18 protein-coding genes and 2 pseudogenes are annotated in these 17,673 nt (G+C 43.6%); all 20 read right to left on the reverse strand.

Translation table 11 applies throughout. The features are described 5' to 3' along the window. Positions 1-12: 12 nt before the first annotated feature. The 20 genes and pseudogenes from LA360_RS07245 to LA360_RS07340 all read right to left on the reverse strand — a co-directional run bounded on the left by LA360_RS07245 (position 13) and on the right by LA360_RS07340 (position 17,666). Complete coding sequence (locus LA360_RS07245; protein ID WP_225537408.1) at positions 13-795, reverse strand: hypothetical protein; 783 nt, start codon at positions 793-795, stop codon at positions 13-15. 19 nt (positions 796-814) lie between these two features. Then, complete coding sequence (locus LA360_RS07250) at positions 815-1,240, reverse strand: DUF4313 domain-containing protein (protein WP_225537409.1); 426 nt, start codon at positions 1,238-1,240, stop codon at positions 815-817. Positions 1,241-1,257: 17 nt separating this feature from the next. Next, positions 1,258-3,654: a VirB4-like conjugal transfer ATPase, CD1110 family gene (locus LA360_RS07255; RefSeq protein ID WP_112482300.1), complete on the reverse strand. Its 2,397-nt coding sequence runs from the start codon at positions 3,652-3,654 to the stop codon at positions 1,258-1,260. 111 nt (positions 3,655-3,765) lie between these two features. After that, positions 3,766-4,260, reverse strand: coding sequence for a PrgI family protein (locus tag LA360_RS07260; protein WP_112482298.1), 495 nt, complete (start codon positions 4,258-4,260; stop codon positions 3,766-3,768). Beyond that, positions 4,261-5,229, reverse strand: a complete 969-nt coding sequence (locus LA360_RS07265; RefSeq protein WP_112482296.1) for a DNA-methyltransferase — start codon at positions 5,227-5,229, stop codon at positions 4,261-4,263. Between the two features lie 18 nt (positions 5,230-5,247). Continuing rightward, positions 5,248-6,090 carry a hypothetical protein gene (locus LA360_RS07270; protein ID WP_104802909.1) on the reverse strand — a complete coding sequence of 281 codons (843 nt, stop codon included), beginning with the start codon at positions 6,088-6,090 and terminating at the stop codon, positions 5,248-5,250. A gap of 101 nt (positions 6,091-6,191) precedes the next feature. Beyond that, positions 6,192-6,860 (reverse strand): hypothetical protein, encoded by a 669-nt coding sequence (locus LA360_RS07275; protein WP_104802910.1) that lies wholly within the window; start codon positions 6,858-6,860, stop codon positions 6,192-6,194. A gap of 35 nt (positions 6,861-6,895) precedes the next feature. Continuing rightward, the gene (locus LA360_RS07280; RefSeq protein ID WP_025531137.1) at positions 6,896-7,195 is read right to left on the reverse strand and encodes a hypothetical protein; all 300 of its coding nucleotides are present in this window, start codon (positions 7,193-7,195) and stop codon (positions 6,896-6,898) included. A gap of 619 nt (positions 7,196-7,814) precedes the next feature. Beyond that, positions 7,815-8,235, reverse strand: a pseudogene (locus LA360_RS31820) (type IV secretory system conjugative DNA transfer family protein); the annotation flags it as partial. Positions 8,236-9,037: 802 nt separating this feature from the next. Further along, positions 9,038-10,273, reverse strand: a pseudogene (locus tag LA360_RS07290) (VirD4-like conjugal transfer protein, CD1115 family); the annotation flags it as partial. Then, the gene (locus LA360_RS07295; RefSeq protein ID WP_225537411.1) at positions 10,273-11,478 is read right to left on the reverse strand and encodes a PcfB family protein; all 1,206 of its coding nucleotides are present in this window, start codon (positions 11,476-11,478) and stop codon (positions 10,273-10,275) included. The gene LA360_RS07295 and the pseudogene LA360_RS07290, both read right to left, overlap by 1 nt. Before the next feature lie 5 nt (positions 11,479-11,483). Further along, entirely contained in the window at positions 11,484-11,933 is a 450-nt protein-coding gene (locus LA360_RS07300; protein WP_112482288.1) for a hypothetical protein, read from the reverse strand. Further along, complete coding sequence (locus tag LA360_RS07305; RefSeq protein WP_112482286.1) at positions 11,926-12,897, reverse strand: hypothetical protein; 972 nt, start codon at positions 12,895-12,897, stop codon at positions 11,926-11,928. The genes LA360_RS07300 and LA360_RS07305 overlap by 8 nt, the downstream gene beginning before the upstream one ends. Positions 12,898-12,953: 56 nt before the next feature. Further along, positions 12,954-13,361, reverse strand: coding sequence for a hypothetical protein (locus LA360_RS07310; RefSeq protein WP_112482284.1), 408 nt, complete (start codon positions 13,359-13,361; stop codon positions 12,954-12,956). Between the two features lie 29 nt (positions 13,362-13,390). Beyond that, positions 13,391-13,957 carry a hypothetical protein gene (locus LA360_RS07315; protein ID WP_112482282.1) on the reverse strand — a complete coding sequence of 189 codons (567 nt, stop codon included), beginning with the start codon at positions 13,955-13,957 and terminating at the stop codon, positions 13,391-13,393. Continuing rightward, positions 13,947-15,401, reverse strand: a complete 1,455-nt coding sequence (locus LA360_RS07320; RefSeq protein WP_225537413.1) for a relaxase/mobilization nuclease domain-containing protein — start codon at positions 15,399-15,401, stop codon at positions 13,947-13,949. Before LA360_RS07320 ends, LA360_RS07315 begins: the two co-directional genes overlap by 11 nt. 2 nt (positions 15,402-15,403) lie before the next feature. Next, positions 15,404-15,727, reverse strand: a complete 324-nt coding sequence (locus LA360_RS07325; protein ID WP_006567803.1) for a plasmid mobilization protein — start codon at positions 15,725-15,727, stop codon at positions 15,404-15,406. Between the two features lie 112 nt (positions 15,728-15,839). Continuing rightward, a complete protein-coding gene (locus LA360_RS07330; protein WP_225537414.1) occupies positions 15,840-16,280 on the reverse strand; it encodes a hypothetical protein in 441 nt (146 codons plus the stop codon). Positions 16,281-16,311: 31 nt separating this feature from the next. Next, positions 16,312-16,728, reverse strand: a complete 417-nt coding sequence (locus LA360_RS07335) for a pepsin/retropepsin-like aspartic protease family protein (RefSeq protein WP_104802919.1) — start codon at positions 16,726-16,728, stop codon at positions 16,312-16,314. Between the two features lie 23 nt (positions 16,729-16,751). Continuing rightward, on the reverse strand, positions 16,752-17,666 hold the full coding sequence (locus LA360_RS07340; RefSeq protein ID WP_225537416.1) for a hypothetical protein: 915 nt from the start codon (positions 17,664-17,666) through the stop codon (positions 16,752-16,754). Positions 17,667-17,673: the final 7 nt, after the last annotated feature.

Consider the following 17,673-nt stretch of genomic DNA (forward strand, 5'->3'; position numbering starts at 1 on the left):
AGCTGCCTCCTGTTATCTCTTTTTTTCTGATTTTCCTGAAATACTGCTTACCTTTTCCTTTTTATCCCGATTCTCTGCTTCAATCATACGTTCATTTATTTTTGCATCGTTAAAACACTCAAAGATTGCATCCAGGTCAATATCTTCCGGTTCAAGGACCTGGTAAGAGTTTACGAGGAAAAAAGCATGTTCGGATATCAAATCATAATCGGATTTTGGAATTGATGTTATCTCAAATTCATACTGTAACAGCTCCAAACAGGCGTTGAAAAGCTGTTCTACCAGGGAATCCCCACGCTTATACAAAAGAGGGATTTCCGGATTATCCTGCCAGGTCCGCACACTCCGCAGGATACAGTCCAATGTTTCTGTATTGCAGGACCATGTATCCGCTTCTTCTATCTTTCCCTTCTCGCAATGTTCTGGCACAACGGGTTCTGGAGCTTCCAATGTTCCTTCGACAATCATCTGCAAAATATCCTTTCCTGTCCCTCCAGCCTTAAGGACCCGTGCCGCTGCCCGCATCTCATACGGATACAAGCACAATTTCTCTTGTGATAAATTCATGACCTTAATGGCCGTTTCCTTGCCGAACTCATACTGAATAGCAGAAAAAACATGATAATAGGAATCCAGCCACTTCTCTACCGCTTTATTTTGCGGCAGCTCCCTAAAACCAGCATACTGTCCCATTGCCACACAGTCCTCCGCCCATTTCACCCAGGTCCTAAGTTCCCCCTCTGTTGGCAGTTCCAGCAGATGTTTTACTACTAACACAAAGATATCTCTATTCAACGATGTTCCTCCAATCTTTCTACCTCGTCTTTGGTGGTTTTTTATTTGCCTTTGTCTGCTCTGGTTTTGCTATCTCATTGATGGCACAGTATCTCTCTACTCCTGCCTTGTCAAATTCCTCCAGGCGTTTAAGGTCAAACGCCACCTTATAATAACTTTCCATGCCCGAATAACCCATTTCCGGAAGCACCTTTCCAAGTTTGTGCTTTTTAATAAAGTCCAGTTTGCTTTTACTGGCAAAGGCGTCAATGTATGCCTCATTTCTTTCGACAGGCATATGAGCCAGATTGATGGTCAGATCAGCAAAAGATTCCTCATACCCCTCCTCCATATGGGTAAGACCGATATACAGTCTGTTATCATAACGATAGGCATCAACTTCAAGCATCAACTCCTCATGCCCAAATTCCCAATCATAACCCAGTGTTTTTTTCTCTTCTTCCATTTCCTTACCTCTCATAATTATGAATACTGGTCATCCGTCTTTATTCCCTGTTTGTTTTTTTCATGAAGATTTGTATTGAACAAATCATATATGATGTTATTCTTCTTTACCCTGGCATCAAAAGGAATAATGACTTCACCGTGTTTCAGGATTCCCATACCGGAATTACAGCCGTTCACGTATTTCAACTGTGCTTCCGGAATCCCAGCTACCCGTGAAAGTTCCTGGCTGTCCACATTTGCCTGTTTTAACAAAGCAATAAATTCAGAGTTCGCCAGCATGGTTACGGCTGTATAGTTCTGTAACATATCAGAAATATTCTGGGTGATGGCGGTGCACAAGCCGCCTTGTTTCCTTACTTTCTTCCACAGGGAATAGAGAAATTTCCCCGAATATTCACTGCGTCCAGAATGTTCCCCGGTTCCCAGCAACACATGGCACTCATCTATGTATAGCCATGTAGCTCTTCCTTTTTCTGCATTTCTGGCAATCCGTGCCCGGACATTTTCCAGCATGACCAGCATCGCAATCGCACTCAGCTCTTTTCCAAGGTCACGGATTCCGTAAACAATGAACCGGTTGTCTACGTCTAAATTGGTTTGATGGTTGAAAATATTCAAGGAACCGCTTACAAACAGCTCAAGCCCCAGGGCAATATCCCTGGCTTCCTCCTCTGGCTGCTTCATCAGCAGGTCATAAAAATCCGACATGACCGGCACATATTTTTCCTTGCTCATGGCAATATCCAGATACAGCTTACGGATACAACGGTCAATGATGGATTTATGCCGGCTGTTTAGCATTTCCGACATCGCCTGCTCACACAGGCCAAGCATAAATTCTCCTTTATCTCGGATCAGCCCTTTGCTGTCGGCAAGATCCAACTCGTCCACATCAAGCCAGAGTGGATTGATATAGTTCTGCGTGTAATTTGACAGGTTGATGCATACGCCCCCTAAGTTCTGGGCGATGTCAAAATACTCCAATGTCGGGTCGATGACGATAATATCATCACCCGTCTGTAAATATACCCCCAGCATCTCTGACTTACAGAAAAAGGACTTGCCACTGCCAGGTACGCCAAACACCATGGCGTTTCCATTGGTCAGTCTTTTTCGGTCCGCCACACACAGGTTTTTAGAGATCCGGTTCGTCCCATAGCATAAACCAGTCGGCTCATAAATTTCTTGTACGTTAAAAGGCATTAAAGCCGCGATATCCCGTGTAAGCATAGTGCGCATGGTTTCGACTTGTCGCACCCCTACGGGCAGAGCAGTATTTAATGCCTCTCGCTGTTGGAGATGATGTACCTCCATATTACAGAGATATTTGTTTCCTATCGTCTGGATTGTCTCTGTGATACTGTTAAGTTCTTCCCTGGTATCCGCAATCAGTACCATATTTACACCTGCAAAGAACAGGTTCTGGTCATTCTCCCGTACATCGTCCATCAGCGCTTCCAGGGTTTTCTTTTCCACTTTCTTTCCATAACTGATGTCACTTGCAAAGTCATTGTTTTTATTACGGACACGCTGCTGGCGTAAAATATCCGACTCCACACCCAGATATTTTTTCTGCAATGTTCTTGTTGTCAGATCCTTTGGCACAGGCACAATATCTATAGAGGTAATACTGTGTACAGGAACATTGGTAAGTTCATTGATAAAGGTGTCCGGCAGGCTTGTCGGATATCTTCTGATGAATACAGCCCTGCAGATTTTCCGTTCTGTTTCAAAATCATTCGGGGAATACTTAATCATGGAACCGCAGATATCATTTTTGTAATCTGTTTTACTTTGTACATACGCATCAAAATCAAAAGAAAATGTTTCTTCGTCACCAATGCGGTAAAAATTATACAGAACCCGGAGCCGTTCTGCCGCGTCAAGCGGCTCCAACTTTGAGCCTATCGCATGGAATTCCTGCTGCATCCCTCCTTCAAAAGTGTTATAAAATGCTTTTGCCTGTTCATAATCTTTCCGTTCCACAGTAACCGTAAGAAAGCGTTCCTGTTCAATCCCCTGTTTTCCCGCTACAATCCGTTCCTCTACGATATCATTGTAAACGTCCCGAAGATGGTCATAGCCATCATCTTTATCTGGTATCAGGACATTCTCCCTAAACTGGCTCATGTTCCTGTTTTTGTTGTATATTGTAATCTTAAAAGCAACATCAATCGCATTAACCAGCTTGCAATACTGCTTTAAGATTTCATACTTGTCTCCCTCCGACACCGTGACATAATTTATGTCAGCAAAACGGTATACCCTGCTGTACCGGTTCTTTGTATTCTCAAAAATACCATCCTTTGCAATCCTCAGAATCTCAATCTGCTGCTGAACACTCTTCGGGACTGCAAACAATGGTTTGTCCGCTTTTTTTAACTGTATGAAACGATCTGTAAAAATTCCCACTTCCGTAAACCTCCTTTAATCCAAGGCAGGCTACGGGAAGTAGTTTAGCGAATCCCGTAACCTGCTGGTCGCTAAACTACTTCCCACATATGTGGGATTATTTCATATCTTTTATTTCATGAACCTAAAGGCAAGTATCCCTGCCACGGCCACAACTAAAGCCCCCACTGTCAGTAGGATCATGCGCTTTGCTTTTTTCTTTACCATATTAAAATCCTCCTGTCCGTCAGACAGTCCTTTTTTTTCTTTTTTCTGCTGCTGTGTAGCAATTTTCTGCTCTTCTCCATAAGCGTCCTTTATCCAATCCACATTTTCCGTGGACTGGTATAAACAGGGCTTATTGAAAAAAGACATCTGGACCATTCTCCTCACCGTCTGCCAGAAACTAAGCCCATTGTGATTATAAAATCCCGTGAGTGCAATCGGCACCGCAACTGGCGTTGCCAGATAGCACGCTAATGTCATGCCGATTTTATCGTACAGACCGAGTACAATTCCCGCTCCCGCCCCCAGGGACAGTACACTGAATGTAAATTGCTTCACGGTCAGTCCCATCAGGAAGCTCTCCTTATAGTGCTGTAAATCCCTGCTGATTTCGATATCCATTTATCTCACCTTACCTTTCTTTACATTTTCAATCCTCTTTTTCCCCTCTTCAAAATAATCCTGACTGATCTCAATTGAGATGGAATCCCGTTCTGATTCAAGGGCAGCTTCCGCAAGGGCAAAGGAACCAGCATATTGGTCCAATACCAGTTCTTTTTTATCTGAAACAAATTCCAGTATCTGTTTTAGCAGTTCCACCGGCTTCTCCGATTGATGAACCCTATCAGCTTTTGAGATTGGCTGAATGTCAAAAGCCGTAGGAAGCATCCCTTTCGCTCCGGACATATAGTGTTTCATCTCCGGTTCTGCCTTGTCCTTCTTTGCGTCCGGCCGCATATCACGCGCACGTCCTTTTGAAAAGAACAGGATATCCTCTGTATTTTTTGCCTTCCGCCCCGTATTGGCAACGAATGTCCCCTTCCGCCAAGCCACCTTCGCGTAATATTCAAAGCCGCTTTCCTTCGCCATGGCCTTCACCTGGTAAAGATATTCGTAATTATCACCGTTTTCCTCCGGCAGAAACTCCACGAGGAAGTGCCCCTTCTTTAGAACACGGAATTTTTCGTCCAAATCCTGCTGTGTGTACTGGAACAAATCATAGGAGGCAAAGTCCCGGTTTCCCCCTTTTAAACTTTTTTTCAGCAGATATGGGTGGTCAGTGATAATTGCGTCAATGCTGTTATCCTCAAGGAAACTCAGATCACGTCCATTTCCCTGTATGAGCATACAGGTAATATCCTCATTCTCTGCATTTTTCTTCGTAACCGTATAGACGCCTTTGGCAACCCGTTTAAAAAGGCCCTTATTAATCCCTTCATAGATCCGCGCCCGGATGCTGGGTTCCTTCACCTCTTTTTCCGCATACTGGTATACACATTCCTTTGCATCTTTCAGAGAAAATTGGTCCACATCTGCGAAATACTCAAATAGCGTCATTTGTATGATTTTATCCTGCACCGCTGTTTCCAAACCCAAAGCCTCCTTTGCTTACAGCCCCAGGGCCTTGCTCGTCAGGCTCTGGGCGCCCTTTACACTTCCCACGGTCAGGGCAACCGTGAATGTCATTTCTCCTAAATATATCAAAGTCTTTGTCCAATCTGCATAGTCTCCTGCAAATTGTGGTAATCCTGAACTGATAAACGTATTACAAAGAATAATCGCCAAAGCCATAGTCACCGCCTCAAAAACTACGCTTATGAAATACTTCGTAAACTGTACGCTTGTGGCACTCACTCCCCGATTTCCTGCAACCGTTGCATAAGCGATACTGCCAAACGGTACGATTACAAGTATTTTTAAAAATCGGAAATAAACATTATAAATAAGGAAAAATCCGCAGATCAAAATAATCAGGCTTAAAAATACCGCCAGGATTAAAAATACAAGGCTTTCCACAAATCCCAGATTCTTGATAATATCTGCCTGCGCCGGGTCTATCGTAACCTGTGTGGCCTCACTCCCTCCAATCAGTCCGACAAGATTTCCAACACTTGTAAATATGGCTTTCATAATATCGACGTTGTATACCACCAGCCACTGCGCGATTCCAATCCTGATCAACATACGGAGAATCACTTCAAACCGCATCTCTTCCCGCACATCTACACTTTCCGAACAAAAACCAATCACAAAAAATAAAACAACCAGGCTTGAACCAACAGCAACGAAAATCGGTTCAATCCCGGTTATAACTCCCCATGGGCCGCCTCCTTTGAAAGAAGTCGGGGACTGTCCCAGCAGTTCAAACACCATGTTCACCTGCCCGTTCCAAAAGCCGAACACGACCTCAAGAAGCGAAAGGATTGCCTCGCCCAAATTAAAAATATCCATTTACCATCACCTCATTTCCGTATTTGGATATTATGATTACTAGAGTATCATTTAAAATAATTCTTTTAAAAGAACAAAAGCCTTGAAATTTGTTTGCATCACTACCTCCTTAGATGCGGCAGCTTATATTTACCCGTCTCCGTGTAAAACTCCGGAAGTGCATACCCCGGTGCGAGCAGTGAATTGTCCGATTTAATTAATCCTTTATCCAACATATCATTGATAACTTCAGCCGTTTTCAAATGAAAAAAACTAATGGCATCATAACCAACACAGATAAGAATATCCTCCTTAAATTCAGCCATAGGATTGTAAAACCATGTTTTTTCACACTTTTCGTGATTTAATTTCATGGCTTCGATTACCTTTTCCTCGTATGCTTCCAGGTTTTTCTCATAATAATCTTTCGCTTCAAGTTCAGTAAGAATATAGGCTGCTTGCAAATCAATGGCCCCTTTATAGTGAAAGGTTTTACCGTTCCGCAATTTTTTCGCTATATCAGCCAGTGAGTCAGGATATATATTACCCGATATCTCCAAATCCCTTATCCGCAAATGTTCCTCTCCCTTTGCAACATAAAACTCGTTTGCATGATATCCTAATTGAGTATAGAAATTTGGGGTTTTATCTCTGTAATCGGTATCCACCTGGAATCCCAGGCTTATGAATAAATTTTTACACTCTTCTCTACATTCCTGACTGGCTTTTGCCATTTCAAGTAAATTGTCTCCTATATCAACAAAAAAAACTACGCGCCTTAACTCCAGCATAGTGTTCCCTCCACGTTTTCATTAAAACAGCACAATCAACTGATGCCCAGGAACGTGAGGACTGTACTAATCCCCGCCATAATCAAGCCGGCAACGATGCCCTTTATCGCAGAATTCATGGAACTCGAATCCTGCTGCTGGTAAGACTGGGCAAACTCCATTACGTTTTTTGCAAGGATAATCACGCCAACGGCACCTATGATGGCAATTACGAGATTCTTCAGATTATTCAAAGGTGCCGTCACCACTTCCGCGCCTGACGCATATACATTTGTTGTATATAACATGGTTGCCATGGCTGCCCCAGCGGTTATACTGCTGATTCTGTTAATCATTTTTTTTGCTTTTTGCTTTTTTTCAGTCAAATTCTTCACTTAAAATCTCCTTTTCTTTAAAAAAGGGCGCAAAAATAGCAGGTATAAAAGAACCTGCTGCGTGCGCCCTCTATTTTTTGCAACAGATTCCCATATATCTGCCATCTTAGGCATAAGAAATATAGGGAAAATTAAGATTCTTGATGGCCGGTCAGTTGTTCGCGTATTTCACGCATTTGTCCGGCACTTTTATCTGATTTAAAGTAAGTCAATATATCCTGGTAGGAAAGACCTCCTACCAATCCAAGACGTATTTCTTCTAACTGCTCTAATGTATAATCATTATTTATTAGCATTTCATTAAACTGCTCTTCTGTAATCTGTCCCAAATCCTGCTTTTCTATATTCTCGATTTCAGTTATTTTGCGGTTCTTTTTCAGTTCATCTTCTGAAAATATCTTTGCCGGCATATCAGGTTCCTGCAATGACAGCAATTCGTCCAGTGTTATTTCATCTATCTGAACATTCAGCCCCTGGTCCCTCTGGCGTTCATAATATTCAAAAGACTGCCGGTTCAGTAATTCGCAGGTTGGCACTGTACTTTTCTCACGGATTGGTGTATGATGATATGGTGGTGCGCCTCCATCAAACGTCTCCTTGAAAAGAGGATGCGCCGGGGTATTGTATTTTGAATCTACAATCGGGTCAAATCCCCGGATAAAGATCAGGCACTTTTTATTATCCAGCTTTCTGGCCTCATCCGGTGTCAGTAGTTCCCTTCCCAGCACATCAAAGTTTCGGCTGCTGCTGCCATTTTTTCCTCTTGTTTCACCAGAACTCCGCTTATCTACCGTAGCCTTCCCGAGAATCTTAGAAATATAATCGTGTGTACTCTGTTCATTCCCGCCAAGGTAGACCAAAGTGTCACAGTTCCCTGGGATGACCTCCCATGTCTTTTCAAACAATGCTTTAATCTGCGCAAGGTTCTGTATAATAATGATCGATGAAATTTCTCGTGACCTCATGGTACTAAGTAAACCGCAATAATCATCCGGTAATGCAAATGGCAATAGGTAAACCTCTGGCACTGCCGCCTCGGGTTTTTCCCCTGCCCCGCACCGTGCATGATAGTTTCCCATCACACGGCGCTCCCCCGACTAAGAACATAATCTCTTAGTATCGGCTTGAGGCTATCCCTCCACCGCTTATTATCACGGTTTCCCTGGTACTGTGCCTCTACTCTCACAACCACTAATGCACTTATTATAGAAGTTTTTCTCCCCCTTCCTTTTCGCTGCAACTACGGTACTTTGTCGCTGATACAGTCAGCTCCCGTATTGGCTGCTTTCCACGTTCCACATAACTTAGGATTGCTACCACTTAGGCCGCTCCTTTAGCCCTGCAAGCATTATCTTCAAGGTAAATCCTCAAGATACCTATACCCTATAAGCACAGAAGGCATTTCATACTAACAAATTTTACTTTGCCCCGCCTGCGTACCCCTGGTACACCTGCATTTCTACAGGCTATTTGTTTAGAGCCGTACATTCGGAACTTTGTCAGACCTCCTTTGGGTCATTCTAGCCATATGGCAGCCCCACCCGCACTGTCACACACAACTCATACCTCTATGAATCTTTCCTCGCCTTTCAGCGTTAGGGTGTGCTTCGCACGACTTCCCCGCGCTTATAACCCCAACCATCTGTATCTGGCTGACGCTACGTGGAGTATCAGTGAATCCCCTTCCGGGCGTTACCCCATCATTTGAGATTTCAGTTATGCAGTTCTCCAAAGCCATTCATGGCTTTAGGCTGCGGTTTTGTCGGTTATTTCCACCGTTTTGGACGCAGAACGTGTCACACCATTAGCAAACTCATCAAGCATAAAGGTCACATGGATTGGTAATCTTCCTTCGTAAATAAAGTCAGCCTGGAAGTACAGTTCCTGGAATATCTGGCTGTAAAGCAGCCCTACAATGCTGTTGAACGATTTATCGGAATCCGGAATCACACAAAAAAGAGCTGTTTTTGTCTTTCCGTCACCATTTCTTCCCACCCCTATCTCCGGGATATTGATATCATCATGGTCCAGGATACGGAGGATTTGTGGATTTTCCAAAAAAGCCAGTCTGGAATTTGCACTGATAACAATACTCCGGACCGTATCAGCCGCTCCTCTGATTACTTTATAATACTGTTTGACTGCTGGATGATTGCTGCCCTTTTTACGCTCCAGGCGCTTAATCCTGCGGTCTAAGTCCGATGGCGAGCCATCATCACGTACCTCTGCTTCTCCCAGTAATTTCAGTACCGTGGAAAAGTTCTGTTCACTTTTGGGGCATTCCAGCCAAACATAGTAGAACAGCGCCTGCAGGTATAGCGACTCTGCTTTCTCCCAGAAGGGATCGCTGCTCTGGGAGTTTTTCGGGGTTGTATTGGCGATCAGGTTTGTAATTAATTTTACGACATCTGATTCCTTCCGGATATACATAAATGGATTATAGCAGTCAGACTCTTCCATGTTCAGCAGATTCAGGACTTTGACAACATAACCGTGTTTCTGTAAGAATCCCCCGCAGGCTTTTAAAATTTCCCCTTTCGGGTCAGTGATTATATAAGAAGAACGGTTAAGCTGTAACAAATTAGGCTTACAAAAGAAGAAACTCTTTCCCGCTCCACTTCCCCCGATGACCAAAGTATTCAAGTTCAGCTTCGTTTTACGCGAATCCATCCTCATACGGACATTTTGGCTTAGTATGCGGTTCTCTGTCTCGTCCTTCTCGGCTAACACCTGATTCACCTGTTTGATATCTGCAAATTTGGCTGTACCATATTCTTTTCCCGGCATATAGTTTTTTCTGCTGGTCAGATACATGGCAATCGCAATCATATATACGAATTCTGCTAGTAATATCCCCTTAAAAGTTGTATCATTGAAGTAATTTCCAAATGGGCGGGCCATAACCATGTTAAGACGCTCCATAAAGGTATTGATATCAATCCCCTGTTCCCAGATGCCATTAAGAAGATACCCGCCATATGCCGCCAGCACACCACCAAGTACAATCAGCCAGACAGAAGTTTTTTTCTTATTTTCCATTACCTTCCTCCCCGCTTTTTTAGTTGGCCTGCCATCTGCAGTTTCCGGTTTTCTTCTTTTTTCTTGTGCAGCATGTCTCTGGTTTCTTTCAAGACTGGATCATAGCTCTGGTTGTATAACTCTTCCCCGGTACGTTTTCCAATTACCTGCCCCTCATTATTCACCACGCTGTATTCTTTATCCTTTCGAAGATTAGTAAATATTGTTCTCTTCTCCTCACTGATATGGGATATGGAATTTTTATCTATCCACAGGTACTCATTCTTTTTGAACGGAATCCGTGTGAGAATTCTCTTTTCAGTCTCTTCCACCGCAAGGCTCCTGGCAATAAAAATCTGATGGATATTTGGATCGTCTCTGACAGCTTCCTTTGCATGCTGCAGTACCTTCCTCTGGCGGCTATTCATCTCAGACATCTGCTTCTGTGCAGCCTCTGCCTTATGCGGCTGCTCCATCCCCCGCACAATAGGCTCCATGTCCTCCGCATGCTGCCATTTCCCCTGTTTCTCATACGCATCAAACTCCTGTTTGTCCATTTTAAAGGCCATGCTGCCATCGTCATTGATCTCCAGGATTCCCAGGCTTTCCATATGTTTCAGTACAGGCTCTACTTCCGCCCATGGCATATCTATGGCATTACTGATTTCCCCAACACCCGCCCCTGGTGTCTGTGCCAGATATGTCCCAACTGCCTTAAATCCCCATGGAGAGATGGACTGTTCTTTAGGGGCGCTCTGCTTGTTTGGGTCCGACATATCCTTCTTGTCTATCCCGTAAGTCTCTTTCAGTTCCTTCTCCTCCCCGTTATCCAGATAATCCTGGATTGATTCAATCTTGCTCCCCTCGATGTCCCCCATGATTTGATTCACTCTGGGTGTAGCATCAGAATGAAAAAGGATTTCACTTTTGCAATCCGCTTTATTGATATCTGGGAGGAGTGCATAGCGGATTTTATATTTATCAGCCAGCTTTTTCACCTTATTAATATCAGTCGTATCAAAACGGAAAACCTGCAAATCGCCTCCTGTTTTAAGAAGGTCTTTTACGGTTGTCCTTCCGGATAAACGTTCCATCTCCACCAACCTGCCAACGAATTTTCCAATATCCTTAGCCGTATGAAGCCCGCCTCCGACAATTTTCATGAATATCTCAATTCCCTCAAATGATACCCGCAGGATTTGGGTAGCTTCCTGTATTTCTCCCATAGAACTCACCTCCTGACTGCTTCATTCTCTTTTTTCTTTTCATCTTCGCGTTTCCGCAGCTCCTCCAGCATCCGGTCCAATTCATAGTCCACATTCTTATCCTGCAGGATTTTCACAAGTAACCGATTTGCTATTTCCTGATTGATATTTGCCACCTCTAACTGTATGATATACTCTTTGATTCTCTCCTGCAGTTCGCTTCCGCCCCGGATGGCATACTGCTCTATAATCCCAGCCTCCAGGTTCCCCTGGGATTTTTCCTTTTCCCTGACCGCAGCGATGTGAATGACCGCATCATGCACACAGTCTAAGTCCTGCTGATGGAACGCATAACTTAAAAGTATCCTTTTATCCTCCTGGGTAAATACAAAGTCCTGCTTTTCCATTAAATCTATCATTTGATAGCACTCGCGAACCATTCTGATATTTAATGACACAACACCAGCCTCACGCATCTGTATGCCTCCTTTCCCGTACCAGCAGCATAATCTCACGCATTTTCCGCATTTTATCAGCAGTCAATTCCTTTTTGATAATCCGCTTTACTTCATCATCGGCCAGTCCTGAATCAAAGGCAGACCTGACTTCTTCAAGCTGTTCTGACGATAATCCTTCCGCAGCGATTTTATCCAATATATCCGATGTCTTCTGCGGGAACAGCTTCTCAAGAATAGTTTTTTTTGTCTGCGGCGGCTGCGGTCTCCAATAAGATGGAGGAACGGTAGATGCAGTTACCTTCTCTGTCTTTCCCTCAACCACTTCGGCATTTGATCGTGTTCTTGCCGCTGTAAGTTCCTCCTCCAGCTTCTTTATCTGTGTTTCCCGCGCCGCAGCTTCTTCCTGCAGTTTTTTGATCAAACCGTCTTTATCTTTTAGGTTCTCATATAAGTCCTTAATCTCCTGGTTTTTCTCGTCCAGGACGTGTTCTTTCACCAGTGTTGAGAGCACCTCAAACTTCTCGTTATTCTCTTTAAACTGCTGCAGGGACGTCTCCATCATTTTTATCAGATTTTCTGTATACTCCTTAAACGCCGCGCCTTCTGCTGAATCACCTGCATTTTTTTTGGCCTCAATCAATTGCGTTCTCATTTTTTTCATCCGGCTCGCCGGCAGATCCGGTGTCGCATAGGACATGATTTCTTCCTTCGTAAGCCCAGAGACGGAACCGGAAACAATTTCCGGTATCTGGTACTGGTCAAATGTGCCCTGACAGCACAAATCAACCAGTTCCCCGTCTACATCTTCAAGCATTGCAAAAACGGTCTGACGCATCTGCTCCGCATTAAGCTTTGGGATTGCAACCCGCCGCACGTCTTTAATGCCCAGCCCGTATTGGAAAGCCATCTGTATTACTTCAATCTGGTCCGCCCCCAGCTTTTTACGGCACTCTTCTAAATATTTCTGCTCTTCTATTGTCATATCTGCCTCCTGCAATAAAAAAAGACAAACCAATCGGCTGCCTCTCGATTCATTTCTTATCTTACTTTTGGGGAATTTGCTTTATTTTTCTGTTTTTCCGCCTTACCTTCCTGCTGAACCTGGGATACTGGTTCAAACTCGCTTTTTCCATGTTCCTCAAGCCATCCCATAATATCGTCAATCGGTGTTACAATAATTTTTTTCATGAAATCATTCGCAGCTATGGCCTGATATCCTGCACCCTGGTTCAAGATAATCATTTTTTCTGCATATTCCGAAATCTTACTATACTGGGTGTGGCTTTCCAGCAATTTGATTTTTTCCCGAAAAGACGCAATGAATAGCTCATATGGCATGGATAGGCATGTAATGCCTCGCTCCTCTGCAAATTTTAGTGCGTCTGTATAACTTTTTTGTTCTGATTCAGTCACTTTCCCATCATTGTCGAAAAACTGATACTTCAAATTATTCCTCCTATATATCAAGCAATCCCCTACCGTACCTTTCCTGATCGGGCCGGAACCTTATCCGTTATATTCTCTAAAGAAGAAATAAGAGCCATAATCTTTTCACTGTGACCTTTTTCCAAAACAGTCTCTAAATAGTCTATGATGTCCTGGCGCTTTTCCCGGTCTCCAATATCCCTGTAGAGGCGTCTTACCGGATCGGACTGGTTGTCCCCGGCTCTCATGTATCCCGCATCAAGATACTGGATAAAGTCTGTTTCCTTCATCACATCGTTCAGTTCCCATGCCACTTCCGCCATTTCTTCCTTCTTATCTGCTTTCCTGACAGCTCCGACCTCATCTAATTTATCTGCCAGGTTCACTCCCTGCTTCCTGTCCCGGTCAGGTAAGAGCGAAGAACGGTACATCAAAAAGCAGGTTAGATGGTCCCTCAATCTATGATTGTCTAAGACCGCTCTAATCCCAGGTATTTTTTCCCCTGCTGGTACTAAATCACGGAAACTCTCAATATATGCGTCTCCCAGCTTACATTCCAAAAGATATTTTTTTATTTCAGAAGCCAGTTTTTCCAGTTTATCCTGCTCATAGATCACGACTTTCTCCTCCTCTTTCCCTGCTTTTCTGCTTGTCTCTGCTCTGCATTCTCTCCTTTTGCTCCTGCATAATTTTCTTCCCTATCCTCTGCTGTCGCCTTACCTCCGCAAGAACCTCATTGAGCCGGCGATTTTTCTCCTGGAAATTCAGGTACAACTGCTCTGCTGAATCAAATGTGTACCCCATATCCAACAACTGCGTTTTTAGCTGCTCTGCCTGCAGGTATTCTTCCTTAAATTCCTCATATCCCTCCTCATATAAAGAAACCTCAACCTTCAGTTCCTGGAGTTTTTCCCAAAGTTCAAATATCTCTGTATTGGCTTCACGGTTCTCTTTTTGGTTCTTTTTCTCCTGCCTAAGCGATTTTGCCTGTTCAGCCAATGCTTTCCTGATATTTTCCAAGTCCTTGTCTGTATGTATCTGATAAGCCGAAATGAAATTATATTTCTCCTGTATCTCATGAAGTTTCCGGATATCTTCTTTATATTTCCATGCATCGGAATAAGGCTGTTTTTTTAGGACGCCCAGCCGGTATAACTTTGTAAAATACATCTTCTGGTATCCAGTCAATAGGGACTTTCTTCTGGGAATATAACCAGTCACTTTTTTGACTCTGGGCGGCAGTTCCAATACTGGCTCCGGCAGTTCCTTTTCCCTTGCAGATATGGGGATACTTAGCCGTTCCCGTATTTTTTCTTCTGTGTAATCGCCACCAAGGGTATCCAGCCTGCGCCCCTTATCCATACCTGGCGGCTTTAACAGAATATGCGCTCCCTGTTTTATCTCATATCCCCGTTCTTCTACTCCAATAAGGAACTCATCCCAGTTTTCCGCCTCGGCCGCCACCTGGTCGATGTCACGGCGGATCATATCATTCCAACTAAATTTACCATCTTTACCCTGATCCCAGATGCGTTCCTTTTTTTTCTTTCTGTTCTGGCGTACTTTATCCATATCCAGTGTTGCCATATGGTACTCTTCACAGATTTTGTTGACAAGCGGCTGTATGATTTTGTCCCAATCACCATTTCGGTAATCATATTTCTTCCCTTCTCCAATACAGCGGACACTATTAAATGCAATATGGCCGTGGATATGATCGGTATCATCATGAAGCGCATAGACTGCCTCAAACTCTTTTCCAAGGTACTCCTCTACAAATTTCCCTATAATCTTCATGGCAACATCTTTATCAACGGTATCTGCTGCCTCTTCAAATGAGATAATGATATGGTATCCCTGGCGTCCCCCCATCTTATCGTACCTTCGCTTAGTGTTCAGCATTTGTTTCAGTGCAGTCTCCGGCAGACAGTTATGGCCTGATACATACAGCCCATTTTCAGTTTTGCTGTCCTTCGTAATATAATTAATCGTATTTGCGAGATGCTTTGCCTGAAATCCCGATTTTGCACATCCCATATGCAATATTTTACTGATAGCCATACTTAATTACCCGCTATGTCCAAATGGCTGACTACCTGCATGACTGCCTCCTTGATCTGCTTCATATAAACATACAGACGTTTTTTATCGGATTCATGGTATAAGCCGCTGTTGTTGTTTTTGACAATCTGGTTGATGTTTATCCCAATATGGTTTATCTCATTCGTGAGATTCTGCAATGCTTCAAGAAGTTCCGGATAATCTCTGGGGCGGTTGGTTATCAGCATCCTCAAATACTGCGAATCGGATAGCCCTCTCTCTTTTGCCTTTCTGTTCAGCTCCTCCAATTCTTCGCATGACAGCCGAATTTCCTTCCGGCAGTTCATCTTTTTTACGCTTCTCAGTCTCTACTCACATCCTTTCATCGAATAAACAGCAAAAGAAAAGGAAGGAACCACAGCAATCAGCTATATTCCTTCCCTCTTGATACTTTACTTATCATCTTACTAATCTCCGCCCAGCCGTGATATCCACGGGAGGCCGGATTTCCTGTATCTTTCCACGCAGCTCCTTTTGATAATAGGTCCTCTGGAAAGCGGCATTTAGTATTTTCTCGTCCGCTTTCAATCCTTCCAGGGTTTTATGAAGAACTTGCCATTCAGAGTGTCTGCTTAACTTAAAATAGTCCCTGGTATCAGATATCATCTTGTAGTTCTGCTCACACGCAGCATCAATCACCTGGTCAATATCAGTCTCCAGAGAATCACCAGTTTCCATGTCCACCTTATACAATTGCCCGTGGCCGTCTGTTTCCAATGTATAGCCACTTTTAGTTGTATACCCCACTACCTGTTCAGCCTCCGCGCGGGTAAGAGGAAAAAGTATATCAAACTCATCAAGATATTCCATTAATTTTCCAGATGTTTCAATTCGTCCCAAAATCATCCCCTTCTTTCCATAATTCATACTATCAACGGGAATTTTTCTTCGCCGGTGTCGCTTTTTGATTTACCTGTTTCCATAAGGAGGTCTGTTCAAATATCTCGTCTAACAGCCTCTCATCTTTTTTCAGCTGCTTTATCCTGTCTATGATTTCCCTCGCTTCACTGGTTCCAGCTTTCTCTTCCAGTCTCTGTCTGGAATCTAAGATGAATTCATTGTTCCATTCACAGGCAAGGAATGTAACCTCGTCCATGGTGATTTCTTCTATTTGATCTCCCTCTAAATCCACCCAATAGAGCTGCCCTTTTTCATCTGCATACAGCCCGTAGGCACTTCCTTCCATGTAACCCAACAGAACCTGGGCATGTTCCTCATTCAGTGAAAATGGTATAGAAAAGTCATCGAGATAGGCCAGCAGTTCCGTGGCCGTATTCAATTGTTTCAAATAATGCCTCCTTGCCCGGTATCCTACCGGCTATGTCCTGATGGCGGCTTCTTATCCTTGTTTTCATACTTTTTTAATACCGCCAGAATCTCACTTATTTTTTTACGGGCCGTCTCCGGAAGTTCCCCCATCTCAGCATTTCGCAGAAACTGCGTTTCGGTCTTCCTTCCATATAATGTTGCCAGCCCGCCGTATGTCTCTTTTGCTAGGTCAGCTTCGGTATTTCCAGACTGCAGCTTTTCCGCCCAAACCTCTGGCATATAATCCCGGACTAAAATACAGATATCGCAGGCAGCCTGTTGTAGATCCGTGCGCTTTAAAATAGGTTCCTTTTGATCAATAGACCATATACTATTCAGCATGTCCTGCGCCAATCTCAAATCACGCTCATCTGTTCCATTTAGGATTGTATCTACAACCTTCTGTAGCTGCTGGTACTCCTCATCCATTCCCTGTAAAGGAATACTCTTATTTTTATCCAGTCTCTCCATAATGTCGCACACCTCCAAGCCAACAGCTTTTTGTATGGATTCCTTTGTAATGTTATTTTCCCTGCAATATTCCAGATAGGTTTCCAGTCCCCCTAAATATGTAATTTCCTCCAATGGGGTGTCAGCCAGTTCCTCCCATGTTTCATAATGGCCTTCCATTGTCATGGCTGCTATCGTGCAATCATCAAATTCCAAGTCATAGAACAGGTCATCATCTGTACTGCACATTCCAATCCGGTAAATATCAGGCTGGTCTTCCTTAGCGTACACATTGAAAAATAACCTGGCTTCATCGGTGCTCGCAACTGCTGCATATTGATATGGGCTGCCCTTCACCCTGTCCTTGTTCAAGATATACAGCAGGGTGTATTCTCCAAAGTGGTTTCGTTTCAGATACTCCTTACTGTCATAGATCAATCTCTCAATTTCTGTCTGTTTTGCTTCCATATTCCAC

Origin of the sequence: Enterocloster clostridioformis, assembly GCF_020297485.1 — a bacterium.
In the GTDB taxonomy this organism is placed as follows: Bacteria; Bacillota; Clostridia; order Lachnospirales; family Lachnospiraceae; genus Enterocloster; species Enterocloster clostridioformis.

Bases quoted from the DNA above. Each gene is read 5' to 3' on its own strand.
- LA360_RS07250 (WP_225537409.1), bottom strand. From the start codon at position 1,240: ATGGAAGAAGAGAAAAAAACACTGGGTTATGATTGGGAATTTGGGCAT.
- LA360_RS07275 (WP_104802910.1), bottom strand. From the start codon at position 6,860: ATGCTGGAGTTAAGGCGCGTAGTTTTTTTTGTTGATATAGGAGACAAT.
- LA360_RS07270 (WP_104802909.1), bottom strand. From the start codon at position 6,090: ATGGATATTTTTAATTTGGGCGAGGCAATCCTTTCGCTTCTTGAGGTC.
- LA360_RS07340 (WP_225537416.1), bottom strand. From the start codon at position 17,666: ATGGAAGCAAAACAGACAGAAATTGAGAGATTGATCTATGACAGTAAG.
- LA360_RS07320 (WP_225537413.1), bottom strand. From the start codon at position 15,401: ATGGCTATCAGTAAAATATTGCATATGGGATGTGCAAAATCGGGATTT.
- LA360_RS07325 (WP_006567803.1), bottom strand. From the start codon at position 15,727: ATGAACTGCCGGAAGGAAATTCGGCTGTCATGCGAAGAATTGGAGGAG.
- LA360_RS07260 (WP_112482298.1), bottom strand. From the start codon at position 4,260: ATGGATATCGAAATCAGCAGGGATTTACAGCACTATAAGGAGAGCTTC.
- LA360_RS07280 (WP_025531137.1), bottom strand. From the start codon at position 7,195: ATGATTAACAGAATCAGCAGTATAACCGCTGGGGCAGCCATGGCAACC.
- LA360_RS07300 (WP_112482288.1), bottom strand. From the start codon at position 11,933: ATGCGTGAGGCTGGTGTTGTGTCATTAAATATCAGAATGGTTCGCGAG.
- LA360_RS07305 (WP_112482286.1), bottom strand. From the start codon at position 12,897: ATGACAATAGAAGAGCAGAAATATTTAGAAGAGTGCCGTAAAAAGCTG.
- LA360_RS07295 (WP_225537411.1), bottom strand. From the start codon at position 11,478: ATGGGAGAAATACAGGAAGCTACCCAAATCCTGCGGGTATCATTTGAG.